This is a genomic window from Actinomycetaceae bacterium MB13-C1-2 (assembly GCA_035621235.1).
Taxonomy (GTDB): domain Bacteria; phylum Actinomycetota; class Actinomycetes; order Actinomycetales; family Actinomycetaceae; genus Scrofimicrobium.
Window position 1 is genome coordinate 1,316,069 of record CP141731.1, and the last position, 25,849, is coordinate 1,341,917.

General features: G+C 57.8%; 19 protein-coding genes and 1 pseudogene. 18 read left to right on the forward strand and 2 right to left on the reverse strand.

From position 1 onward, the window contains the following. Window positions 1–19: 19 nt before the first annotated feature. Entirely contained in the window at window positions 20–631 is a 612-nt protein-coding gene (locus U6G28_05795; GenBank protein WRS29051.1) for a SagB/ThcOx family dehydrogenase, read from the forward strand. Window positions 632–1,032: 401 nt separating this feature from the next. On the opposite strand, the gene U6G28_05800 is transcribed toward U6G28_05795, so the two are convergent. Continuing rightward, window positions 1,033–2,049, reverse strand: a complete 1,017-nt coding sequence (locus tag U6G28_05800; GenBank protein ID WRS29052.1) for a DUF559 domain-containing protein — start codon at window positions 2,047–2,049, stop codon at window positions 1,033–1,035. Window positions 2,050–3,091: 1,042 nt separating this feature from the next. Between U6G28_05800 and U6G28_05805 the strand changes: the two genes are divergently transcribed. From U6G28_05805 to U6G28_05845, 9 genes are all read left to right on the forward strand, one after another. Next, a complete protein-coding gene (locus tag U6G28_05805; GenBank protein WRS29053.1) occupies window positions 3,092–6,592 on the forward strand; it encodes a hypothetical protein in 3,501 nt (1,166 codons plus the stop codon). A 68-nt stretch (window positions 6,593–6,660) separates the two neighbouring features. Then, the gene (locus tag U6G28_05810) at window positions 6,661–8,232 is read left to right on the forward strand and encodes a SpaH/EbpB family LPXTG-anchored major pilin (protein WRS29054.1); all 1,572 of its coding nucleotides are present in this window, start codon (window positions 6,661–6,663) and stop codon (window positions 8,230–8,232) included. Between the two features lie 296 nt (window positions 8,233–8,528). Next, the gene (locus tag U6G28_05815; GenBank protein WRS29055.1) at window positions 8,529–9,458 is read left to right on the forward strand and encodes a class C sortase; all 930 of its coding nucleotides are present in this window, start codon (window positions 8,529–8,531) and stop codon (window positions 9,456–9,458) included. After that, window positions 9,455–10,057, forward strand: coding sequence for a SpaH/EbpB family LPXTG-anchored major pilin (locus U6G28_05820; GenBank protein ID WRS31205.1), 603 nt, complete (start codon window positions 9,455–9,457; stop codon window positions 10,055–10,057). The genes U6G28_05815 and U6G28_05820 overlap by 4 nt, the downstream gene beginning before the upstream one ends. A 76-nt stretch (window positions 10,058–10,133) precedes the next feature. Next, the gene (locus U6G28_05825; protein ID WRS29056.1) at window positions 10,134–10,949 is read left to right on the forward strand and encodes a class C sortase; all 816 of its coding nucleotides are present in this window, start codon (window positions 10,134–10,136) and stop codon (window positions 10,947–10,949) included. A gap of 509 nt (window positions 10,950–11,458) precedes the next feature. Then, window positions 11,459–15,406: an LPXTG cell wall anchor domain-containing protein gene (locus tag U6G28_05830; GenBank protein ID WRS29057.1), complete on the forward strand. Its 3,948-nt coding sequence runs from the start codon at window positions 11,459–11,461 to the stop codon at window positions 15,404–15,406. Between the two features lie 437 nt (window positions 15,407–15,843). Further along, window positions 15,844–16,524 (forward strand): hypothetical protein, encoded by a 681-nt coding sequence (locus U6G28_05835; GenBank protein ID WRS29058.1) that lies wholly within the window; start codon window positions 15,844–15,846, stop codon window positions 16,522–16,524. A gap of 3 nt (window positions 16,525–16,527) precedes the next feature. Then, complete coding sequence (locus U6G28_05840) at window positions 16,528–17,745, forward strand: sortase (GenBank protein ID WRS29059.1); 1,218 nt, start codon at window positions 16,528–16,530, stop codon at window positions 17,743–17,745. A gap of 159 nt (window positions 17,746–17,904) precedes the next feature. After that, window positions 17,905–18,552 (forward strand): GNAT family N-acetyltransferase, encoded by a 648-nt coding sequence (locus U6G28_05845; GenBank protein ID WRS29060.1) that lies wholly within the window; start codon window positions 17,905–17,907, stop codon window positions 18,550–18,552. A gap of 725 nt (window positions 18,553–19,277) precedes the next feature. On the opposite strand, the gene U6G28_05850 is transcribed toward U6G28_05845, so the two are convergent. Further along, on the reverse strand, window positions 19,278–20,207 hold the full coding sequence (locus tag U6G28_05850; GenBank protein WRS29061.1) for a phosphatase PAP2 family protein: 930 nt from the start codon (window positions 20,205–20,207) through the stop codon (window positions 19,278–19,280). Between the two features lie 897 nt (window positions 20,208–21,104). Between U6G28_05850 and rpsJ the strand changes: the two genes are divergently transcribed. From rpsJ to rpsC, 8 genes and pseudogenes are all read left to right on the forward strand, one after another. After that, window positions 21,105–21,413 carry a 30S ribosomal protein S10 gene (rpsJ, locus tag U6G28_05855; protein ID WRS29062.1) on the forward strand — a complete coding sequence of 103 codons (309 nt, stop codon included), beginning with the start codon at window positions 21,105–21,107 and terminating at the stop codon, window positions 21,411–21,413. An 11-nt stretch (window positions 21,414–21,424) separates the two neighbouring features. Next, window positions 21,425–22,078 (forward strand): 50S ribosomal protein L3, encoded by a 654-nt coding sequence (rplC, locus tag U6G28_05860; GenBank protein ID WRS29063.1) that lies wholly within the window; start codon window positions 21,425–21,427, stop codon window positions 22,076–22,078. 14 nt (window positions 22,079–22,092) lie between these two features. Then, window positions 22,093–22,725 (forward strand): annotated as a pseudogene (gene rplD / locus U6G28_05865) (50S ribosomal protein L4). Between the two features lie 407 nt (window positions 22,726–23,132). After that, entirely contained in the window at window positions 23,133–23,441 is a 309-nt protein-coding gene (gene rplW, locus U6G28_05870; GenBank protein WRS29064.1) for a 50S ribosomal protein L23, read from the forward strand. Window positions 23,442–23,462: 21 nt separating this feature from the next. Beyond that, window positions 23,463–24,299, forward strand: coding sequence for a 50S ribosomal protein L2 (gene rplB / locus U6G28_05875; protein ID WRS29065.1), 837 nt, complete (start codon window positions 23,463–23,465; stop codon window positions 24,297–24,299). 15 nt (window positions 24,300–24,314) lie between these two features. Beyond that, entirely contained in the window at window positions 24,315–24,596 is a 282-nt protein-coding gene (gene rpsS, locus U6G28_05880) for a 30S ribosomal protein S19 (GenBank protein ID WRS29066.1), read from the forward strand. Between the two features lie 25 nt (window positions 24,597–24,621). Next, complete coding sequence (rplV, locus tag U6G28_05885; GenBank protein ID WRS29067.1) at window positions 24,622–24,990, forward strand: 50S ribosomal protein L22; 369 nt, start codon at window positions 24,622–24,624, stop codon at window positions 24,988–24,990. Next, window positions 24,991–25,848 (forward strand): 30S ribosomal protein S3, encoded by an 858-nt coding sequence (rpsC, locus tag U6G28_05890; GenBank protein WRS29068.1) that lies wholly within the window; start codon window positions 24,991–24,993, stop codon window positions 25,846–25,848. Window position 25,849: the final 1 nt, after the last annotated feature.

Below are 25,849 nucleotides of genomic sequence, written 5' to 3' on the forward strand. Positions count from 1 at the left end.
GTCTGGAAAGGAGCGTGTGATGACTGACAAGACTGGAACAAGAACTCTTCAACTTCCCCATCCCCTAGTGCCGGAGAATGTGTCGCTGGGTAAAGTCCTTGAAACCCGACATTCGATCCGAAAGTTCAGTGATGAACCACTTAGCCAGGAGGACTTGGCGACGCTTCTATGGGCCGGCTACGGCGTACGGGATGATGGGAGGCGAACGGTCCCATCGGCGGTTGCCTTTTACGGACTCCAACTTTTCGTAGTGGTTGGAGAAGTGAGGCGCATTGATTCGGGGATTTATTCTTGGAACCCACAGACCAACGGCCTCAATCTCATGAGTTCAGGTGACCTGCGTTTTCAGCTGCAAAAGGCCACCTCGGGTCAAGAAGTAGTGGCTGACGCCCCGGCTACCTTAGTCTTTGCTGCCTCGGAGAAGTACGGCGAACGGTTCGGTGATCGAGGCGAGGCTTTTGCTGCCAACGAGGTTGGTTTCTCTGTCCAGAACACCTTGCTGACGGCGGTCGCGCTTGGACTAGGAGCGGTTCCGGTGGGAGGATTCTCTGCGTCGGAAGTAGCAGACAGCCTTGGCATCCAAGGGAGCGGCAAGCCATATTTACTGGTCCCAGTCGGTCACCCCGCCTGACTGAGTACTATTCCCCCGGCGTCAGTGGAAGTAGGCACATTCCCGTGAAACTCAAGCGACAGGTCGAGCTATCACCCCGGCGTCCGTCGAGGTAAGGGTTGCGCCGTCGTCGGTCACCCCGCCTGACTGAGTACTATCACCCTGGCGTCAGTGGAAGTAGGCACATTCCCGTGAAACTCAAGCGACAGGTCGAGCTATCACCCTGGCGTCCGTCGAGGTAAGGGTTGCGCCGTCGTCGGTCACCCCGCCTGACTGAGTACTATCAACCCGGGTTCGCCTCTGATCAATCTGATCTCGCAAGGCTTCGCGGCACAATGGTGAACGGAGATTCTGCGTTTCGCCGTAATCCGGGGTCTCGATGGTGATTCGCTCCTGGAGACCCCGGCTTTTGGAAGTCGGACCTAGAGACGCTCTGCCGGCTGTGAGACTGTCCGCGCAGCCCGGGCTAACTCGTGCTGAATCCTCTCAATTAGTCGGTCAGGTTCCTGAAGATCACGCCACCTAAATCGGATCACTCTCCATCCGAGGCTACGCAGTGAGTCCTCCCTTTCGATCTGGTCCAGCATCACGATGTCGCGATCATGCCCCTGGTACTTGATTCTCCCGTCAAACTCGATGCATAACATTAGTTCGGGCACCGCAGCGTCCAAATAGTATTTCCCCATAGGGTGTGACACCAAGTGTTGAGTACGCACACTCCCTGCCCCGCTCAGATGAAGGTGATAGAGCAGCAGCTCCTCCGCCACCGAATCACATCCTCCGTCGGCGCGTTCCAAGATCCAAGCTGCTCTTCTCCGGTTGCGGGAACGCGGCTCAGTTTGGGTTGTCAGTCGCTCTAGCAAAGCAATCCGAGCCGTTGCTTCCCGTGCTCTAGATGCATCTAACGCCCGACGTGAGAACCGGGAAAGTCGACGTAGTCCCTCGCACGCGGTCACGAAACTGGACTCATTCGGAGCTAACAGAACCGTCGACACAATGGTGTCTTTGAGATCCAGAGTGTTAATACCGGATATCTGTTCCTGCGCCATCCTGGACATCGAAGTCGCAGGATGAAGGGTTAGGCGAGTTGCCGGGGCGAGAATCTTATCGCAAAGCATCACTGGCTGAAGCATCTCCGTTCCCCCGCGCCCCGATCCAGATAGACGGAGGTCCATGTTCCAGGTCGTATCGGCCGAATCCAGGCCGTGAAGAAGCGCAGCAACAGGACCAACAATGGTGGATTCCTTCCAGGACCGGGCACATGAAGCTGCCCGCGCGATCGCGATGGCCTGTCCCTTGTCCCAAGAATTGGTCAGCGAAAGGGCATAATCGGCTTCCATGTAGCACCCACGGCGGACCTTCACTAGATTTCGCCGCTTACGGAGGTTAGGGATGTCGGCGGAAAACACGACGTGTTCAAGCACTCTACTTGCATCCATTTTCCCTCCTCGGTTCAAGTTCGTCCTAGATTGGCGGACGTGCGAGAGGCGTGCAACACCGTTCGCCCACATCTGTGGAATGTCCCCGTACGAGGGGACTGTGGACGAGCCGAACTCGAGGTCCAGCGTCACTCTGACGGGACCCCAACTCGGGTTAACTCCCTCGGAACTGAATTTCGGACCGTTGTCGGTGTTGTCTTCGGTGGGGTGGAATCTTGACGTTGGTTGCCATGCTTGAGGTCAGATACCTATTGGCCGTGTCTCTAGCTGAGACATTAGTGTGGCGGCGTGAACGCTGAGGGGTGAACCTCTGTCGGTGTTGTCTTCGGTGGGGTGGAATCTTTCCATTGGTTGCCGTGTTTGAGGTCAGATACCTATTGGCCGTGTCTCTAGCTGAGACATTAGTGTGGCGGTGTGAACGCTGAGGGGTGAACCTCTGTCGGTGTCGTCTTCAGCCTGGAATAGAACAGATCGAGGACTTGCCAAGTGTCGCAATTTGACGCGGAGCACAACGGATAGGGATAACTACTCGACGTGTGGCGGACAGAGATTGCCGCGGTGGCTAGTGCGGGCGAAACTCTACTCGGTAAACCGACCTGAGACAAAATTCGTAATTTTCCACCACGCTACGTCAATTAGCAAGTGCTATCTCAAAACGACTTGCAAAAATCAAGCGGTCGGTAAATATGACGCAGATCTCCACCGATGAGACTTTGGGCCTTTACTCGCATTGTTCAGATTTTTCTGTTTCTGGGAAACAGGTCCTAGTCTGCGAAAATGCGGCGAACGTCTGCATGGCACTGAAACATTCACTGAAACCATGTCATTTGTAGCGTAAAAGATGTGGGGGTATGAAGTGGGGATAAATATCGTTATGGGTAATAATGACGAGGTTGCATTGACCATATAATCTGCCCCGCTCTCCGAAAGCAGCAGTTTTGCTGGCTTGCAATGACTTGTGAAAAGACTTAGACGGCGCTCTTGACGCTGTCTTGTGCACTGAAAATCCGGTGCTCGCAACAGACGAGTTTGAGGGAGTTACATGCAGTCGCCTCGTAAGCGCATATCTGTGCTGGTTGCGCTCGCACTGAGCGTGTTCATTGGAGTTGCTGCTCCTATTGGGGGAACCTCGGTGGCGCTAGCCGTCGCAGAGTCCGAAGACACCGTTGCTGACAAAGGTTCGGCCACGGACGATCCGAGTCCGACTAACAGTTCGCTTACCGAACAGATGACACCGACCATTCCGGATTCCTCCGATGTGGAGGATGCTCAGTCGCCCGAAGGTACGGGGGCAAACGAGTCTGGCGTCGAGGAAGGTGGAACCTCAACGGAGGTGACAAACGGGGATGACTCCGAGGTTCAGAGCAACCAGCAATCACTGATCGCGCCTCAGGAGGCAGCCGTGGCGCCGCTCGCGATGCCGACCGGACGCAACTATCTTGTCTGGCAGGTCAAGGACGAAACAGGTAACCCCGCCGGTGGGATGACGGTGGCAGTTCAAGGGCCACGAAGTAGTCCGTCGAACTGGGGAACAACCTACAACGTCACCGACTGCACCGTGGATCCCTGTGCGGCCGGCTCGATGGATCAGGATCCTCGTCCGGGATACTTCGCAGTTCAGCAGCTTATTGGTGTCAATACTTCCGGCACCAAGACCATAACTAACGTGAGTAGCAGTAACCGATACCGGATTTCTCCGGTTGGTTCGGGAACCGCCTACCAGTGGCAGACAACCGACCAGAGCGCCATCGAGATCCCCGGTTCGGGCAACACCCCTACCGGGTGGCCAAGTAACGGTCCGTGGGACTTTACATCCGGCACGGGTGCCGGTCACGGCACACTGTTGGTGAAGCCGATTATCTCAACTGGTATCTCGTTTTGTGATGCCTCCGTGGCGAACGACCAGTACTTCGCTCTGAACCGCACCGGGTCGAATGAACGCACAGTGTCGATTTCCGTTGCCAGCTACAACGCCGCGCAGACAGCTATCAATTCGACCACGAGCACCCTTGCTAGCTCAGTGATCCAGGTGCCCTCGGGCCAGACAGCAAATGGTCTGGGAATAACTAAGGGCGGAATCTTCTACTTCACCACGCAAAATGCGGCAACGCGAGCCATTACCGTATACCGGTTTCAGCCGGGCATAGACTCCCAGCCTTTCCCCATTTACACCATGGACTTACTCTCGCCGACGACGAACACCGTGGTTGCTGGCGCTGCGACCATCTATAACGGTACAGAAGAGTTCTATTTCGCTTACTTCTCAAAATCCGATTCGCCGGGAAGCTCGGCTGTTCGGTTCCACCTGTACCGTTACTCGGCCGGTAACGGAAGTCGAACAGGCGAGGTCGCACACGTTGATGTGCCGATTCCACAGGGGTCAGGATTCGATCTTTCCAAGGGTCTCAACGGAGACTTCGCGTTCGATACCCAAAAGAACATTCAGTTTGTCGTATCAAACTGGGGTGGCAGTTACGGAGGCAAGGCGCTTTCGGGCGTTGTCCCAGCGAGCGTTTTCCAGGATCTTCCAGGCCGAACTAATCTCGCTGATGTCCCAACTATCTACGGTACTGCTAATGCCGGTGGCTTCAGTGTGTCTTCAAACGACGCCATCAACGGTGTGACTTTTACGTCAAAGGGCAATGCCATCATCCAGCTCGGCAGTTTCAACTCCTTCGCGGATCCGACGACAATCGAGATGAGGGGTACTGGCCGAACACTAAGTGGAAATCTTGTGGACCTGGCGAGTTGCGGTGCTCCTGCCACCATCACAGTTCTCAAGAACGTTGAAGGAGCGCGCGTCGCGCCTACCGACCAGTTCAAACTGAGCGCGGACCGAGTTACAAGTGGGCAGACATTCCCATTTGATGACGTGACGACGCAGGGGCAAGCTACGGGAGTCCAAGCACAGAAGATGGGTCCCTTCGTTCTGTTGCTCGACGGTACCTTCAACGCTTCTGAGTCCTTTAGCGGAACGCCGAACAACTGGGACTCGTACCAGAAGAGCTATGAGTGTTACGAGGCAGATGACAACGGAAATCGTCTGACTGAAGCCAATGGTGAACCGGTTCCTGCGTTTGTCTCCGGTAGTGGTGCCAGCCTTTCCTTCCCTCTGTCTGGAGCGGGAAAGCCCGATGCGGTACACGACGGAACGCACCTCGTCTGCGCGTTTACCAACAGAGGAACCCCTCCTGCCGAGATAACCATCCATAAGGATGTACTTCCGCAAGACGGCGGTTCTGGACCCCACGTGCCGAAATCGGACTGGACTGTAGGTGCTGTAGCAACAAAGACGGGTGATAGCGACATTACGGTCACCCCGGCGTCCGGCGGCACACCGCTTGCAACTCAGCAGACCGATGCTGATGGTAACGCCTCTTGGTCGATCGATTTTGCCCCGGGCACGTCGGCTCCCTCAGCGAGCGTTAACGTGAAAGAAGTGATGGGCTCAGGCTTCAGCTTCGTAAGCGGAAGCTGCTTGCATACCAAGGCTGATGGAACCAGTTCAACAGTTGAGTTTGACTCCAGTACTGCTGTCGGTGGTCTCGACATTGCCGATGTCAAGCCCGGCGATACCGTGAGCTGCAACTTCCTAAACGGCAATGTCCCAACCCTTGAGTTGTGCAAGTCCGTTCAGAGTGTGCCCGGTGGCGTGCTCCCGGACGCTGCCTCAACGGACTGGTTGCTTTCGGCTGAAGGCGTCTCCGGTAACGGCGGGTCCAGTTTCGACGGTGCTAAGTGCGGGAGCCCGAGGCAGGTGGCATCAGGTGAGTACAAGCTCACCGAGACCGTCGATCCAGGCGGACCCAACGTTGCGCTTGCCAATGCCTACGATGTTTCGACCACATGGTCCTGTGAACGTCGAAAGGTAGGTTCGGATTCCTTCGGTCCGGCAGAAACGCTCGGTTCGGATGACATCGTGGAGATCTTCGGTGCGGACGAGGACTCCGTTGCGCAAGATGCCGCCGTACGATGCACAATCACAAACCAGGCTGCAGAGATCTCTCTGCTCAAGCGCGTAGAGGGTCACGCGGAAACAACCGAGGCAGACTTCCTGCTGTCGGTGGTTCCGGAATCTGCCACCCCGCTGCCAGTACTTGAGGACGCACGAGGTATCAACGCGATCAGGGATTTCAACACTGTGACTGTAAAGCCGGGGGAGCGGTACACGCTCTCGGAGCGATCCGCCAAGTGGGGAACAACTGACAACTCGGTCCCGTACGTGGTGAAGGCACTGGAGAAGTATCAGGTTAGCGGAACATGCCCTGCCACTCCGACTGCCCAATCGATCGCTAACAGTGCGTGCTGGGCCGCAGTCGACTCCGGTGCGGACGAGGAATACACAGTCACTGCCGGAAGCATCGGTGGACGCGACTTCTACCGATTCACGAACGTGGCCCCGACTCCTCCGGACCTACCGAGTACCGGCGGGCTGTCCTCGACCCAGTTCTTGATTGGTGGGTTCACGGCGCTGGGTCTGGCATTGCTTGGTGGAACGGCGTATTCAAAACGTCGCCCAGCCAAGGCAAGACATTCCCTCTAAAGAACTACGACAAAAACTTGTAAACAGATTTCTTGTGTCAGAAGACCCAAGGACGAAAGGAAAAGTAGATGAATAGGAAGAGAACGCTTGGCCGCAAGCTGCTGGCCAGTGCGGGGGCGGGAGCCTTGGGTCTCCTCGGCGTTGTTGGACTTGCTTCGACGGCAATGGCAGCCGACCCGGGAAATATTGATCCGGATGAGACCGGATCGCTGACAATCCACAAGCACCTCGGTCTGCCCACCGATCTAGCCAACAACGGAACTCAACTGGCTGATGATGCTCTTGATCCCGATGACAACCCACCGGCAGAGAAGGTTGAGTTTAAGCTGCAGCAGGTAGGCGTTATCAACTCTGGTGGGACATGCGTTGCCTTGAACCCGGCTGTGGCGGGTGACTGGGATGCTATCCAGGCCGCAACCAGCCCACTGGTAACGGGCACCACTGAGGGCGACTATTGTGTCGCCGCCGATAAGGGCACCCAGGAGACCAACGCATCGGGTGTTGTAACCTTCACTCCGCTCGATCTTGGCTTCTACTACGTTACCGAGGGTGCCGACAATGGTGGAAACAATATTGTTAAGAAGACCGCTCCATTCTTCGTGACGGTTCCGTTCCCCTCATACGCGGGCACCAGCCCGACAGCGGAGCGCGTTTGGACCTATGACGTTCATGTCTATCCGAAGAACCAGGCTGCAGAGGTCCCAACGAAGACGATCAGTGATACTCCTTCTAAGTACGCCGTTGGAGCGACAGTTGTTTGGACCATCGACGCGGTGGTCCCGACTCTGGCCGACGACGATTCCTTTACTCAGGGTTCGGTGTACGACCAGTTGGATAGCCGCCTAACGTTCAAGTCTTCGAAGGTGTACGTGGACGGCACCGAGGTGACGGATGCCAGCGTAGTGACCAAGCCTGCCGAGAATGCAACCGGCACCCTCACCTGGTCGTTCGTAGATCCGGCTGGTCTGGCGCTTCTAAAGGCAAACCAGGGCAAGACCATCACCGTCGAACTAACCACCGAGGTTAACGCGACAATCGGCGATGGGCAGATTGAGAACGCCCCTGGCACCCCAGGCAACGGTTACGGTTCAAGTTTCAATGACGTTCCCACGCCGGGTGATGAAACCCCCGTGACACTGTGGGGCCAGTTGGTGGTCAACAAGCAGGACAACTCGACACCCGCGAAGCCTCTGAAGGACGCAGAGTTCAAGGTATTCGAGAAGTCCGCCGCAACCTGCCCAACTGAAGCGCCAGCGACCGGAGCGGTCGCCACGGGCACCTCAAACGCTGACGGCGTTGTTCAGTGGGATGCGAGTGACCCCGCGTCTTCTCCTCTCGGCCTGTGGATCGGTAACTGGGACAAGAAGACCGACGTTCCTGTGTCCCCAAGCAAGGACTACTGCGTTTACGAGACCAAGGTTCCTGCTGGTTACACCGGCACCACTGGCGCCCAGGTAGCGACAATTACCCCGGGAAGCACCACTCCTGTCGCGATCACCGTGACTAACGCCCAAAAGGACGTTCCGGATCTTCCCGAGACAGGTGCCAACGGAACGCGACTAATGATCATTGGCGGTAGCGCCCTCGTGCTGATCGCTGGTGGTCTATTCCTGGCCCGTCGCCGTCAGGAACAGCAGTAACAGACGAACACCCGCATCGAATGTGGACTACTAGTTCATAGCCGATGCAACTCGCAGCGGCGGGGGAGCCAACTCCTCCGCCGCTTGCGCATGAGGGCGACCTGGTGGCGAGAGCAGTCGTCCTGCGTCCCGTTGTTTTACTACTCGCATATTGCAAGTGCTTAGCGCGGGGAGATCCGATTCGAGGGTTTGTTTTCCGCCGCTTGCGTATGAAAGGAACAGCTTTGGCAACGCAACCGAGACACGCTCTTAGGGGTCACGGGCGGCCGACGCGGTCCAACCACGACGATTTGCGTGTGGCCCTCGAACACGGGAGCGAAACGGACCCTACTGCCAAGACCGGCGACACACGACCCAAGTGGCGGCTGTCCGCATTTGCGTTGCTCATTGCGGTGATCGGCCTTTCGGGATTAGGCGTTTTGATGTACCCGTCGACCGCGTCCTGGTTGTCGCAGTACAGCCAATCCAAACTGATCGAGGCGTATACCCAGGTGGTGGCAAGCGACCCACTACCCGGAAATGAGTTCGAACGGTCGTTAGCCAGCAAATATAACGAGGAACTCCGATCGGGTTCCATTCTGATTGGCGCCGACTCAAGCAAACCGACAACAGACGCGGAGCGAGTCGATTCGATTGAGGTAGACGGTCGCGACTACTGGCATCTATTACTGACTCAATCCGGAACGATGGCGCGCTTGAAGGTGCCGTCGATCAACATTGATCTTCCAATCTTCCACGGCACCTCAGACGAGACGCTAGAAAAAGGCGTTGGACACCTACAGGGAACGTCGCTTCCCGTGGGAGGAACGGATACGCATTCTGTTCTTACGGCACACACCGGTCTTGCCAAAGCGACACTGTTCAACAATCTCAACAAGGTTGAGATTGGGGACACCTTCACCGTCGAGGTGTTCGGAGATGTACTCACATACCGCGTGATCGAAACCCGTGTCGTAAAGCCAGATGACACCGAAGCAATTCGACTACGGGCAGGCGATGATCTGGTAACGCTTGTTACCTGTACCCCGCTGGGAATCAATACGCATAGATACTTGGTGACCGGGGAGCGGATTACACCCACGCCGCAGATTGATATAGATGCAGCGCAAGCTTCTCCCGACATCCCAGGCTTTCCATGGTGGGCCGTGATTCTCCCCGCCGGGGTGGTGTTGGCAGTCGTGTATGTTTGGCGGAGCGGGTATCCGAGGGGAACTAAGAAGTCCTGACCCGAGATCCGGATGGCACCTATGAGGACGGTAAGGGCACCCCGACGCCCTCCGTGACCAAATGGGGTGGCCTAAAGATCAACAAGCACGCGGACAACACTGACAAGAACCCGCTTTCGGGCGCGGTCTTCCAGGTCTTCGACACCCAGGCCAAAGCTGACGCCTGCGTGACGTTGGTATCTGATGCCAGTGGTAGTCTCCCTGCTGGTTGTGCTGACGCAGTGAGCGTTTCGCGCGACGCTGCGGGCGATCCGATCAATCCGGCTCAGGACAAGTTCACAACGGCCGCTGACGGGACCGTGACTATCCCCGGTCTGTACATTGGTAAGGACACTGCAACGTCCAAGACCTACTACGTTGTGGAAATCGTGCCACCGGCAGGCTACGTCAACGCGAACGCCGTGTATGACGTAGTGGTTACGCCCGGTACGATCGCCAACGCTGTCACGGAGGACGTGCCGAACGCACAGGTCCCACCGACAACTTTGCCGATGACCGGTGCGCAGGTCAGCGCGTTTCTAGCGATTGCCGCCGTGCTTCTCGGCGGCGGTGCGATCGCGCTGGTAGTTTCCGGACGTCGCAAGGCAGTTAGGAACTAATCTGACTGCAACAGATACGACTAAGAGCGGGGCGAGCAGGGGAGGAATCTCCTGGCGCCTCGCTCTTGGCGCGCTCATGGCAGTGGCGGCACTGGGCATAGCTCTATATACTCCATTTGCTCAGTGGTGGAACGACAGGGAACACGCTAAAGCGCTGAGTGAGTTGAGCGAGGCGGTGGTTGTAGGTCCCGAAGAGCGCCTCCTACAGATACTGGCGGACGCAGAGGACTACAACCGAAGGTTCTTGGCCAGTCACGATAACTCCGACTACGTGTCGCAACTTGATCCCATAGGGGACGGAACTATGGGGCGAATCAAGATCGACAAGATCAAGGTGGACTTGCCGATCTACCACACTTCGTCAGATAGGGTGCTCCGCAAAGGCGCAGGGCACATGGACGAAACAACTCTGCCAATCGGCGGTCTGGCGACTCACGCCGCAATTACCGCCCACAGAGGGTTGGTGGAATCAAAGCTTTTTACGGATCTGGACAAAGTCAATGTGGGGGACACTTTTACCCTGGAGATTCTGGGCGAGGCACTCGTCTACCAAGTTCAGACCGTCAGAATTGTGGCACCGGAAGAGACGGACTGGTTAGTGGCTGATCCGAACAAGGATCTGGTCACCCTGATCACCTGTGATCCCCTAGGGATTAACACGGAGCGAATGCTGGTGACTGGGGAGAGGGTCTTCCCGACACCGGTTGAAGCCCAGGAGTCTGTTGGAGAGCCTTCAAATCTACCGGAGTTTCCGTGGTGGCTGGTTGGACTCATTACCGGCCTGACGGTGATCGCAGGTGCGGTCTGGTACTCGCGTAGACCGGTGCGATCGCGGGGTGTTCATGTGGTCGATGGGTCTGATGACATGCGATCTGTCGACTCCGCCTCTTAAGAGTGACTTGGTCTGGTGCTCGCGCCGATCAGCGCGACTCTTGGAAGGTCAAGCTGTAGACCTATCAGTCATTGGTCTGGCAAAAGCACAGCGGTGTCTCGCGGAGCTCACCTCGACTAGATTTGTTATGAAACTGTGACTTTTTCTTAACATTCTAGAGTTCAATGGGTCTTTAGTCCTATAAAAAGCTCGACACCGTTTACAAACCCTTTCTCATCTGCGAAAAAGCGATTTCAGTCGGACAGTGCTGGCGAGATTTTCGCAAGTTTACTAAGAGTTTGCGCCTTTCGCTCCTTGGTCGAGGTCTTCCTTATCCCCCTTTTATACCCCTATATTTGGACCTCAAGCGTAGGACATAAGTCCTACGTCTAGTGTTCGGTCATCACGACGTTAGACGGATGGCTCAACTTCTGGTTTCAAGTGGGTCAAAGGCGTTCCGGGCATCTGGCTTGTCACCGACCTAGTCCATCGACCGAGACCGTCCCATCGACCAATAGGAGCTATAAAAGATGAGAGCATCCAGGCAATTGAACAGAGGTGAAACTAGACGCCATCGCCTCACGCGTGCAGTATGGGCCACTCTTGCATCAGTAACACTCGTTGCTACCGGGACGGGACTGGCATATGCCACCGACCTAGACTCCTCATCCGAGGGTGCCATCAGCGCCGAGGAGGGGATTGACGATTCCGCAACTGTCGCTCAGAGCTTCAAAGTTACGACAGAAAATAACAGCATCGATGAGGACTCGGTTTCTGGAAGTAGCGCGCTTGTTGACAATCCGGCGCAGTCAGGCAATGAGTCCGACCAGCAGACCGACGATGATTCGAACGAGGCGCAGGCCGGCACCGATCTTGATCTCCCTCAGTCCGAGGACGGTCTGTCGGAAGGCGATCAGCTAGGTGCTCGACTGCTTCAGACCCCGACTGTTGAACCGTTTGCCGCTCCGGGAACGGCGACGGTGAAGGTAACCGCGCGTGTTGCAGCAACAGGGGACGCCAGCGGGACAACGGGTATCGGCTTCACGCTCTACGACGGCAACACACCCACGTCCTACAGTTGTTCAGTCGATTCCGATGCGGGCGAGTGCAGCATCGAGGTTCCTACCGCCGGCTTGGGCAAGGCGTACCGAGTGGTTCAAACCTCAACCCCGGGAAACCTGTTCCCTAACCCGCAGCTCTACGTGCAGGGCCAGACAGGAGCGTCGGGGAGCGCGACCCGACAGATCAACTATCCAGCGGGAATGACCCCGGTACTTCAATCAACGAACGAGGTCTCGATGCCCGCCGATGCGGTCATCACGGCTACGGGTGGCGCTAGTAGCGCTCGGGATCGTTCGCTCGGCAACATACTGAGCTCCCACTACAACGTTGCGCGAAACACCTGCGTGGCGGTGCAGGTGGCCGGTCTCATCGATGTGTCAACCTCGATTACCGACGCTCAGCTGACGCAGTATCGGAATGGAATCAAACAGGGAATCGACGGACTAATCGGCACCGGTGCCAGCCTACAGCTGTTCACTTTTGGTACCACCTCGCCAGCGAGCGGGACTGCGCCCTCTCCTCGTCTGCTAGTCGACGCGGCGGGCGCTACCACCCTCAAAGCCTGGGTTGACACCAATGTGCAACGCAGCGCTGTCGGAACCCAATACACAAACTGGGCCGCCGGAATCAATGCGGTGAAGTCGGCGGGTAGCACCGACCCCTTCACTGCAATGCTCCTGGTGACAGACGGAGCCCCTAACCGTCCAACCAGCGACAACATGTCAGACACCAATGTCCGCGCACTTGAGGAAGCGATCTATGCCGCCAACGGTATCAAAGCGGGCGGAACACGTTCCATTGGTGTCGGCATCGGCCTGGGCGCAGGCGTAGCTCAGACCAATCTGCGCGCAGTTTCGGATCCGCTCAACTTCTACAATGTGGCGAATTTTCAGGGCCTTGGCGACCTCCTTACCAGTCTCGGAGCCGACCTAACTGCATGCACGGCACGAATCTCGGTCACGAAATTCCAGGGAAACGGGCCGGACGATGCGAGTAGTGTCGCGCTACCCAACTGGCCTGTGAACGCGATTCTCGACGATCCTGCGACCGGCGTGACCATCAGCCCTGCTACGTCGCAGCAGACAGGCGTCGCCGGTGAGCCTGCAAGTTGGACCGTAACTCTCCCGACCGAGTCTTCGACATTCGATGCAACCATAAGTGAGACCGTAGACGACTCGTTGCCGTTCCAGACCGGTCGCTACAGGGTTGTCTCGGGCACCCCCGGGCCGTGGGTGGTCTTCGATGCGTCGAGTTTCGCGGTTACCGGCCTCGGGGTTGGCAACGATATTGAGGTTGAGTTCTACAACAACGAACTTCCGTCCGCCCCCGAGTGGACCCTAACGAAATCCTCCGACCCAATCACCGAGTCGAGTGTGAGCCCGGGCCAGACGATTACGTACACGTTGACCGCGACAAACACCTCGACCAAAGCAACGCTGAACGGCGCCACCGCAGAAGACGATTTATCGAACGTTTTGAACAACGCTGTATTGACCCAGCCTCTTGCCGCGGGTCTGAGCCTGGCGGGGACAAGTCTGACGTGGGATGTTCCCACCCTGGCACCTGGCGCGAACGTTTCCGTCAACTACACGGTCACGGTGAACCAGGGCGCTTATGGCGTGACAATCGGCAATGTCGTTACTGCCGGCGATGAAGTTCCGCCACCCTCGAATTGCGGTGATAACGGGGTCTGTGGCGAAACCGAGCACTACACCCCCGCGTGGGATCTGACGAAGTCCTCGAACCCAGCCTCGGGTTCAACTGTCGATCCAGGGGACACAATCACCTATACGCTGACGGCCAAGAACACCTCGGATGTTGCGCGCTTAGTGGGTGCCACGGCTGAGGACGACCTGTCAGAAGTGCTGAACGGTGCGACGTTAGTCGAGCCGCTCGCGGCCGGGCTAACGTTGAACGGGACTAAGCTGACGTGGGACTTTGGGACGATTGATCCGGGAAAGACCGCAACGGTGAGCTACCAGGTGGTGGTGAACCAAGATGCTGTTGGTGTGACCATTGGGAACGTCGTGACTGGCAAGGGCGATATTCCTCCGAGCCCGTGTCCCGAATCCAACGCCGACTGTCGCGAGACCGCGCATCACACTCCCTCGTGGTCGTTGGTCAAATCCTCGAACCCGGAGGATGGCTCCACCGTCAATCCAGGGAGCAGTGTGACGTACACGCTGACGGCGACGAACACTTCTAACACGGCGATTCTTCGTGGCCTTACCGTGACGGACGATTTGTCGAACGTGTTGAACAATGCAGCCAAGGTTGGCGGTCCGACCGCAAGCGCCGGCGTTGTCTTCTACAACCCGGTGATCGCAACCCAACTCATCTGGACCATTGATGAGTTGGCGCCGGGGGAGACTGCAACGGCGACTTACACCGTGAAAATCAATGACGGTGCATACGGGGTCACCATCGCTAACGTGGCGACGGGCGAGGGGCCAGTTCCACCGGATCCATGCCCGACGACTGACGAGAGTTGTCGTGAGACGAGGCACTTCACTCCGGCGTGGGATCTGACGAAGTCTTCAGACCCCGTTAGCGGATCGACGGTGGCGCCGGGGGAGACAATTACCTACACGCTGACCGCAACTAATACCTCTGAAAACGCGGTTCTTGAAGGTGCAACAGCGGAAGATGATCTATCCCAGGTGCTGAACAACGCGGCATTGACTGAACCGCTGGCAGAAGGCCTGGTCCTGAACGGCACCACTCTCACATGGTCCATTCCGGACCTGGCGCCAGGCGAGACTGTGTCGGTCGACTATGCCGCAACAGTTAGCTCGGACGCACACGGTGTTGATATCGGGAACGTGGTGGTGGGCGAAGGGCCGGTGCCACCAAGCCCATGTAGCGACGAAAGTGCGAAGTGCCGGGAGACCAAGCACTACACTCCGGCATGGCACCTGCAGAAGAGTTCCGACCCGAAGTCCGGTTCGGTTGTGATCGCTGGACAGACTGTAACCTACACGCTGACCGCGACTAACACCTCGAACGCGACGGTTGAAGGCGCTAAAGCAGTTGATGATCTATCGAAGGTGCTGAACAATGCGACGCTGGTGACGCCGCTGGATGGCTCACTGAAGTTGGAGGGCACCGAGTTGATATGGGACTTGCCGACACTGAAACCCGGTGAGGATGCGAAGGTCTCATACAAGGTAAAGGTGAATGACATCAAGACCAGCATTTCGTTGGTCAACGTGGTGAAGCCTGTAACTCCAGGCGGAGAGTGCCTGGAGAATCAGTGCAGTACCAATCATTCAGGCAAGCTACCGGGCCGCTCAGGCCAGCTTCCGGACACGGGTACCAACGGAGCGATGACGCTGGTAGTCGGTGCGGGTCTGCTACTGCTGGGTGGTTTGGGATTCGGCGTCTCGCGCCGTCGGAGGAGAGGGGATGACATCTAGGCCCAGATGATGCCCGTCTCTAGCTGAGACGCCGAAGAAGGGTCCCGATCAATGAGATCGGGACCCTTCCGTGTGTTGTGTTTCCGTGTGTTGTGTTTCCGTGTGTTGTGTTTCCGTGTGTTGTGTTTCCGTGTGTTGTGTTTCCGTGTGTTGTGTTTCCGTGTGCTGTGTTTCTTCTTCCGCGCCCTGCGTTGATACAGAGCGGCCGGTTCGATTCTGGGCCGTCGCATGCGGCTCCGCGATGCTGAACTCATGTGGGGAGATGCGGCGATTGATTGCACTGGACCCAGTTGGTACTAGACGATTTGACCAGGTACACGTACCGCCGCCTTTTCTACGAATGTGGTGAATAACCTGCGCGGGTGACCAGAAAACCGTTGGACATCAAGAAAGAAGTACATCGCCATTTTGTCGGTCGTCGCCTGTAGTCTCAGGACATGGCAAAGCGCAAAGAGGATCAGTTAGCCAAGATTGAGCCAGACCTGATTGGAATCGCCGGAAAGGCGCTCGCGAAGAGCGAGAACAGGGTCGATCGCGTCTTAGGGGCAATGGGAATCAAGGTTGGTGGGGGCAAGAAGGCCTTGCGGCGCCTTGATCGTGCGTTCATCGTTGCGACTTCAGGGAGTGGCCTAGCCAAGGGCGTCGGCTCGATCTCCCCGCGAGGAATGAAACTCCCCGCGACTGCGCTGAACCGAGTCTCGACGGTAGGACTCCTGTCGGCAGCAGCGCTGTACATAACGGCTCATGCAAGAGTGCGCGAAATTCCGATGGATGATCCCAGGGTCCAGCAGATGATGCGGCAGGCTCTCACCGCTTCTGCAATGCTTCCAGCCGGTCAGGTGGCGTTGCAGGGAGTCTCGCGGTATGTGGGCAAATCGGCTGGTCTCCCGAACGATCCTCGTACGTGGGTGGCGCTCGCGGCAGGCGCAACTGTAGGTGGCTACTCGGGCAAGACTATCGGCGACCGAATTGTGGCGGCGGTCAATGAAGCATTCGATAACGACCTGTACGAGTCCGAGGGTATCGTGATCAGCGAGCAGCCCGTTGACGGACAGAGCCTGCACGAGCCTGACCACGATTCAGCTGGCGGTTTCAGTGGATACGGATTCGGGCACTAGAAAATGGCGGAGAGATCAACCGGCCCACTGTGGGAGTCAAAGAACGGGTGGCAGTTGCACAGGTTGCCGTTTGGGGCTGCGATGGTCTCGCTCGTGATTGCGGGACTGCTGATCGCACCAAGCGTTGGAAACTGGTTTGCGGCAAACTCACGGGCACAGGTGCTAACGGCGCATGCGGACATCGTTGAACAAACTCCGCAATCGGACTTGGAGACGCTGCTAAGCCAGGCGCGAGTCTGCAATGACGCGATGGAGTCGCTGGCGTATGTGCTTCCGAGCTTCGCGGTGCCGCAGGAGAGTGTCGATGATCTGGACGAACAGTTGGTGGATGCTGGTTCTAGTCATGAGGTTTCGGCACGGTGGGCAGAACCTCCATCTGAGTGCGAGGATGCGTTTTCGGATGACTTAGGACAGGCTTCCTACTCCTCTATATATGACGCGACCCTGAACCTGGGCGATGGAGTGTTGGCGCGGTTGACGATCCCAAGGATCGGAGTCGACACGCCGGTTCATCACTGGGTGGAGGAAGAAAGCCTGAGTGATGGGGTCGGGCATGTTCCCTCTAGCTCACTCCCGGTGGGTGGTGAAACGACGAACGCCGTCCTTGTGGGTCATGACGCGGGACTGTTTGCAGATCTGGGACGTGTACAGGTTGGTGACAGATTGACGTTACAGGTCATGGGGGAGACGCTGACGTACCGGATTATCAGTTCAGAAGTGGTGGAGGTGGACCAGACGGTTCCCGTTGAGGCCGTCGCGGGTGAGGACCACGTGACGCTGATAACGGCGCCCGGAGCAAACATTCTGGCGCAGCACCGGCTGGTGACGGCGGAACGAGTTCTGGTCATGGACGAGGAGCTAGAGGCCCTGGCCGCGCCCGTTAGCGGGGGAGGTTTCCCATGGTGGCTGGTGGGGGTATTGGCGGCCGTGGGACTTTTGGGACTGGCGGTTTGGTGGTCTGGTCGTCCTCTGGAGGATGAAGAGGGAACGACGGAGGTTGCTGTTGACGCGGGTAGACAACTAAGTGGATCCTCCGGGACCTTAAGCGGAGACGGGGAATCAGAGGAGGACATAGGGGTTCGGAGTGTTTCCTCGTTCGCGGGTGATCCGGCGTTCCAGGAGTATTTGGCGAACTATCAAATGGACCCGCGAACTGAGGCGGAGTTGTGGGATGACGAGACAGAGGACTCCTCGTACAGAAACGCGCGGCAGAAGCAGTGAGAGTACGGAAGTGGTATCGGTCCGTCGAAATATTGGAATGAGTTAGAGCACACGGTACTGAATGATTGGAAGCGGTGCTGAGAGAGGTTGACCGGTGCGGTCACGGATAAAGTAGTTGTGAAGTTTTGGTCTGCGTAGCAAGAACGGCGGAGGACGAGGATGGCACTGAAGATTCGGCAGTATCGACCCGAGGATCGCGCGGCCGTGGGACGAATCTGTGTCCTAACCGGGGACATCGGCAAAGATGCTACAGGGCAGTTCGCGACGGATGAGCTTTTGCCGTACGTGTATGCGTATCCGTACTTGGCGCATGCCCCGGAGTTGGCGTTTGTCATAGAGGACGAGGACGGGGAGGTTGTCGGATACGTCATCGGGACGGAGGACGTGGGCAAGATGGCTGAATGGGCAGCCGGCGATTGGGCCAAAGAGTATGACTTGGCGCTGCCGGTCGACGACTCATGGACGGAAAAGGATATAGAGCTGAGGCGCCGCGGAGCGCAGCCCGAGTCTAGAGTGCACCAGTTCACGGATGACTACCCGGGAGAGTTACACATCGACCTGCTTCCGTCCGCGCAGGGCGGTGGAATGGGGCGAAAGCTCATTACCAGCTTCGCCAGGGCACTTGCGGATCGTGGGGTAGATGGTCTGGCAATCGGAGTAGCGGCTGATAACGAGGGCGCGGTCGGCTTCTACAAGAGGCTTGGCTTCAGGGTGCTTCGGGTGGACGAGTGGGATGGGAAGGTAGGAGGCTACCTGATGGGCCTCGACATCCCGAAGTTCTTGGCTGAGGCAGACAGGAGGGCGTAGACGCGCACCGGGCTTCGAGGACTTTACCCAGCGACACATTCTCCGGCACTAGGGGACGGGGAAGTTGAAGAGTTCTTGTTCCAGTCTTATCAGTCATCGCATGCTCTTTTCCGGACACTGTCGCCCATTTAGGTGCGAGCACAAATTGGGCCAAGACTGACGGTCTTCTGGGTGAGACGGATTGACATGCCGAAACTCGAGGTCTCGGCGGGACTTTACTCATCGAGACCCCGAGTTCCGGCACATCGAGAGTGTGTCTCCGCATGGGGTGCCCCTATATTGATTATCAAGCGGCTAGGGCTGGTTGTGGGGTGTGGGACTACTGAAGGTTTAGGTGATAGTTCCTAGTCACGCTGCGAGTATCGCGCGTGACTGGTAATTCCTCCTACGCCTGGCGTTTGCGTCTGGACACACTGAACCATCGGCGTCCCATTCGAGTCATCCTCGTACGCACGGCGTTTTGTCAGGGTCATCCGTTCGGCGGCCGTCGGCTCAGTGAATCATCCTCCTACGCCTGGCATTTGCGTCTGGACACACCGAACCATCGGCGTCCCAGTCGAGTCATCCTCGTACGCACGGCGTTTATACACGATGAGTTTGGGAAGTCTTCCCGATTCCAGCTACCGGTTTCTTTGTGCATCTCTCGAACTCAGGTTGTCGGTTGAGCACGGTTGTTCACTCCGGGTTGGACGTAACTTATTGCCCCATTCGCGTCTTGGACTAACTCATCTGGGCGCGCGAACAGTGCCGATCCGATGCAGTGTCGCCCAGAACCACACGACTGAAAGGGAAGAAAAGCCGTAGGCAAGAGTTTGGGCGGCGTAGAACATGTTCTCGTTGAAAACCGGATCAAGGTGGAACTGCAGATTGGGAATCTGACCCGCCGCGTTGGCTTGGGAGAGCGCTTCGATAACGCCCCAGCGGTTGAGGGTTCCGATTGCGAGAATAACGCCCACTGCAAGCGTGCCGACACCAAAGATGCCAAGGAAAGTAAGAATAATCGGGCGGATACGAGGCGAACCTCCTGGTTCCCTCGTCATTTCGTTCCTCGAAAGTAACCAGAGGGCCGCGATGGCACCGATGGCAAGGACGACGGCATCCGCGCCGAGAGTGTCAGAGAAGCGGTGCCATCTCGCGGTGACTGTCGCGAATCCGATACCGACTGCCCACAGCGTGGCGGGAATGACGATCCAACCTCGTATGCGGAAGCTGAGGATGAGTAGCAGTGAGACAACGATCGCCATTGCGATGGTGGTGTGACCCGAAGGGAAAGAGTTGTGCGCATTGTTCTCATAGATGGGAGCGAGATCGGGTCGAGTGAGGATGGTCTTTTTTAGTAGTTCCGTAGTTACGGTCGAAGCCCCTAAGACTCCCATGGCCGCGAAGGCGACTTGCCAGGATTTGCGGACGATGCCGATGATGGCGTAGACGACCATTAGCAGAGCTAGTGAGCCGACTGAGATGTAGTGAAGGTTATGGAGGGCGTCGTCGACTTCAACAGTCGAGACCTGTTGGGCGCCGAGAAGAGCGGAGTTCTCAAGGTACTGGCCAAGGTAGGTCCGCACCAGTAGTAGGTAACTTGCAACCAATACGGTTAGCGCCACAACGATCATGAAGATCCAGCGTGCGCCGATTTTGCCCTTAAGGTTCTCCATGGGTGCCCTCCTATAGCGGCCATCAGCTTGGACCAAGAATACGCGACGAGGATCGAGGCGAGTTAGGTAATGGTCCACTCTGGCGGATGCTCGTTCTCTTGGGGGCAGGCAACCTAAGTACTTGGCTTGGAACATCTGCCACTGTGGTCATTACTGGTCCGGGGACTGTGACGCGCCGGAGGGGGTAGTCGGCCACTCCGGCAGATATTCGCCCTTGGGCTACGCGGACGAAGAGTCCTCCTCCAAGTTATCTAAGCTGCGGCATAAGAAGGACCAAGTTTGGAGTCCACGAGGGCTCACAAGAGTGATGCGGATGTCCCGAGCCTGGGCGTATGTGATGGCGGGCTGCCCGGTTTGGCCTAGTAAGAGAGAGGGCCAATGTTGGAGCGTGGGCTGACAAGAGTGATGCGGATGTCCCGAGCCTGGGGTGAGTGAGGGCGGGCTGCCCGGCCCGGCTTAGTCTGAAGGAGGGTCAGTATCCGAGTGCGGGGTCATCAAAGGTGGGAGCCAATGTCCCAGTGTGGGATCAGCGAGGGCGAGGTAAGCATCCCGGTCGGAGTAAAGTCGAGGAGGGCTTGGTGGTCAGATGTGGATTTTTCGGCTTCTGAAGGGCGACCTCTAGTGAGACTCGTCGCAGGAACCCCTCTGGACTTGGACGAATGCAAAACCGCGTGCCAGACTATTCAAGCTGCCTCACGAAGGTGAGGCGATTTGGGTGCTTGAAAAACGTGCCGCTCCTGCTTCAAGGATCGCGACCCACTTGCTGCCCAAGTTCTTTTGACAAGACAACGGCCAAGCCGGAGCCAATCTGGCAGCCGCAGGAATGTGTGTCCCGACTGGGACACGCCCGAATGCGGGGGCCGGTGACGAATCTGGTACGAGAAGAGGTAAAACGGCATGGCGGGACAAAAGATCCGCATCCGGCTCAAGTCGTATGACCACGAGGTCATCGACAGCTCGGCGCGCAAGATTGTCGACACTGTTCAGCGCGCAGGCGCGACCGTGGTTGGACCCGTGCCGCTGCCGACCGAGAAGAACGTTTTCGTTGTTATTCGGTCTCCCCACAAGTACAAGGACAGCCGCGAGCAGTTCGAGATGCGCACGCACAAGCGGCTCATCGACATCATTGATCCCACGCCTAAGGCCGTCGATTCGCTCATGCGTCTTGACCTTCCTGCTGACGTGAACATCGAGATTAAGCTCTGAGGACATCTGCAATGACTACTGACACCGCGCCACGCAAGGCGCTGCTGGGCCGCAAGCTCGGCATGACCCAAGTTTGGGACGAGGACGGCCACGTTGTCCCCATCACGGTCGTCCAGGTCGGCACGAACGTCGTTACTCAGGTGCGCACCGAGGATAACGATGGCTACTCGGCCGTCCAGATCGGCTTTGAGGACATTGATCCTCGCCGCGTGACCAAGCCTCTGCTTGGTCACTTCGAGAAGGCGGGGGTTGCCCCCAAGCGCCACGTCGCGGAGTTCCGCACTTCGGACGCTGCCGACTATCAACCCGGCCAGGAACTTGAGGCTTCGGTCTTTGAGGTTGGTCAGAATGTTGACGTGACCGGCACTACCAAGGGCAAGGGCTTCGCAGGCGTTATGAAGCGTCACGGCTTTAAGGGTGGCCCGGCCTCGCACGGCGCTCACAAGATCCACCGTAAGCCGGGCTCTATCGGTGCCTGTGCTACTCCGGGTCGCATCTTCCGCGGTCAGCGGATGGCGGGCCGTATGGGTGGCGACAAGCGCACCATTCAAAACCTTGAGATCGTCGGCGCGGATACCGACAAGGGCCTGCTGTTGGTCAAGGGCGCAATCCCTGGACCGGCTAAGGCTGTTGTCATGGTTCGCACCGCTGTGAAGGGGGCATGATGGCGACCAAGGCTATGTATAAGGACTCCCAGGTTGAGGTCTTGACCCTTGAGGGCAAGGCGACTGGCCGCAAGGTCACACTTCCCGGCAACCTGTTTGACGTTGATCTGAACATTCCGTTGATCCACCAGGTAGTTGAGGCTCAGATGGCCGCAGCTCGCCAGGGTACTCACGCGACCAAGACTCGCGGCATGGTATCCGGCGGCGGCAAGAAGCCGTATCGCCAGAAGGGCACCGGTAACGCTCGCCAGGGTTCAATCCGCGCTCCTCACTACAAGGGCGGCGGCGTTGTTCACGGCCCGCAGCCGCGTGACTATAGCCAGCGGACCCCCAAGAAGATGATCGCCGGCGCACTGCGTTCCGCTCTATCTGATCGCGCCCGCAATGGTTCGCTCATCATTCTTGAGGACCTTGTTGCCGAGGACGTTCCTTCGACCAAGGCCGCGCTGAAGACACTGGCCACGGTCACGAGTGGTGGCAAGGTTCTGATTGTTATCGATCGGGACGAGGACGGAGCTACCGCAGTTCTCAAGAGCTACTCAAATGCACCGGCCGCTCACACCATCTGGGCTGATCAACTCAATGCATACGACGTCGTCGATGCCGCTGAAGTCATCTTCTCCGAGGATGCGATCAACAGCTACATCGAACGCGCTTCGGTCAAAGCCCCTGCTCGCGAAGAGAAGGTTGCCTCAAAGGTAAAGGCCCTCGAAGAGAAGAAGGCTGACAAGACCTCTAAGTCGAAGAAGGCTGACGACGCTCCTGCCAAGAAGTCCGCGGCGAAGGCTGAGGAGGCTCCTGCAAAGAAGGCTCCCGCCAAAAAGGCCGCTAAAGCCGAAGCTGGCGATGCCAAGGCCGCTGCTAAGAAAGCGCCGGCTAAGAAGGCGACCAAGAAGGTTGAAGAAGCCATCGAGGATATCGAGGGCGCCGCTAAGAAGGTTGCCAAGAAGGCTGAGACCGCTGCCGAGGATATCGTTCACGATGTCGAGGCGGCAGTGAAGAAGCCCGCTAAGAAGGCGCCTGCCAAGAAAGCAGCTGCTAAGGAGGATGCCGAATGAGCACTCTGGAAGCCTCGAAGAATCCGCGCGACATCATCCTGCGTCCGGTAGTAACCGAAAAGACGTCACGTCTGCAGGACGAGGGTAAGTACACGTTCATCGTTGATCCTCGTGCAAACAAGACCGAAATCAAGAACGCCATTGAGGATATCTTCGGCGTCAAGGTTTCGAAGGTTGCAACGATGAACCGTCCTGGTAAGACCTACCGTCGCCGCGATGGCGTTGGAAAGCGCCCCGACACCAAGCGTGCAATCGTCACGCTGCGTGAGGGTGCAATCGACGTTTTCGGCGAAACTGGGATTTAGGCCGGAGGGGTAAAAGACACTATGGCTATTCGTAAGTACAAGCCGACGACACCAGGTCGTCGTCACGGGAGCGTCTCGGACTTTTCTGAGATCACCCGTTCGACTCCTGAGAAGTCGCTGGTTCGCCCGATCACCAAGACCGGTGGTCGTAACTCGTACGGTCGTGTTACCTCGCGTCGCCGCGGTGGCGGACACAAGCGTGCCTACCGCGTCATTGACTTCAAGCGCAATGACAAAGACGGCGTACCCGCAACCGTTGCTCACATTGAGTACGACCCGAACCGTACCGCGAACATCGCTCTGCTGCACTACGCAGATGGCGAGAAGCGCTACATCCTCGCACCGGCTGGTATCAAGCAGGGCACCAAGATTGAGAACGGGCCGAAGGCTGACATCAAGGTTGGTAACAACCTCCCGATGCGCAACATCCCTCTTGGCACAGTCATCCACAACGTGGAACTGAACGCTGGACAGGGAGCCAAGATGGCTCGCTCTGCTGGTACCTCGGTCCAGCTGGTCGCTAAGGAGGGTCGCTTCGCTCAGTTGCGCCTCCCCTCTGGCGAAATCCGCAACGTTGACATCAACTGCCGCGCCACCATCGGCGAGGTTGGCAATGCCGAACAGGGCAACATTGACCTGGGCAAAGCTGGCCGCGCTCGCTGGAAGGGACGTCGCCCCAAGGTTCGCGGTGTTGCCATGAACCCTGTGGATCACCCACACGGTGGTGGTGAGGGCCGCACATCTGGCGGTCGTCACCCAGTCAGCCCCTGGGGCAAGCCCGAGGGGCGCACTCGTCGCCCGAACAAGCCGAGCGATCAGTACATTGTTCGTCGTCGCCGCACTGGCAAGAAGCGCTGATAGGAAGCCTGGATTATGCCACGTAGTTTGAAGAAGGGCCCCTTCGTCGACGCCCACCTGCAGAAGAAGGTCGACGAGCAGCTTGCGTCCGGCAACAAGCAGGTCATCAAGACCTGGTCACGCCGCTCCATGATCACGCCTGATTTCCTAGGCCTGACCTTCGCTGTTCATGACGGCCGCCGCCATGTGCCGGTCTTTGTGACAGAGTCGATGGTTGGTCACAAGCTCGGTGAGTTCGCGCCCACGCGTACTTTCCGCAGTCACGTGAAGGACGACCGTAAGGGACGTCGCCGCTAGGCGCGCCCGGGAATAGGAGAGACTGATGGAAGCCAAGGCGCAGGCGCGTTACGTACGCGTTACGCCCCAGAAGGCTCGCCGGGTCGTCAACGAGATCCGTAACAAGAGCGTTCTAGAGGCAGACGATCTATTGCAGTTCGCACCGCAAAAGGTTGCGCACGACATCCGCAAGGTACTGAATAGCGCCGTTGCGAATGCTCACGTGCTGGCCGATAACGCGGGCGAATCACTTCAGGATGCCGAGCTTGTGGTCCTTGAGACGTACGTCGACGAGGGACCGACAATGAAGCGCTACCGTCCGCGGGCACAGGGCCGCGCCGGACAGATCCTGAAGCGCACAAGCCACATCACCGTGATTGTTGGCACCGATGAAGAAGAGGAGGGGGATCGCTAGATGGGCCAGAAGGTCAACCCCACTGGTTTCCGCCTGGGGATCACCACCGATCATCGCTCGCGTTGGTTTGCGGATTCGACGACTGAGAACCAGCGTTACCGCGACTACGTTGCCGAGGACGTGAAGATCCGCGAGGTACTTCAAGAGGGACTTGAGCGCGCGGGCATTTCCCGCGTCGAAATCGAGCGCACCCGCGACCGTGTTCGCGTGGACCTGCACACCGCACGTCCGGGCATCGTTATTGGCCGCCGTGGCGCTGAGGCTGATCGCCTTCGCCAGGACCTTGAGAAGCTCACGGGCAAGCAGGTTCAGCTGAACATCCTTGAGGTTAAGAACCCGGAGATTGACGCTCAGCTTGTTGCTCAGGGCGTTGCCGAGCAGCTTGCAGCACGCGTTTCATTCCGCCGCGCAATGCGCAAGGCAATCCAGTCGGCACAGCGCGCCGGCGCGAAGGGTATTCGCGTTCAGTGCTCAGGTCGTCTGGGCGGCGCAGAAATGTCGCGTAGCGAGTTCTACCGTGAAGGTCGAGTTCCGCTACAGACACTGCGAGCGAACATTGACTACGGCTTCCACGAAGCTCGTACTACCTTCGGCCGCATTGGCGTGAAGGTTTGGATTTACAAGGGTGACATGACCGAGCGCGAGTTTGCTCGTCAGCAGGCCGAGCAGTCTGGCCGTGGCGGGGCTCCTCGTCGTGGCGAGCGTCGTGGCGGATCCCGCCGTGACTCGCGCGGTGGCCAGCGCGGTCGTGATGCCGAAGCCGCACAGAGTGCACCGGTTGCAGAGGATGCAACGGTGGTAGTCGAGGCGCCGGCAGAAGCACCCGCAGAAACTGCGACCAGCGGAACGGAGGCCTGAG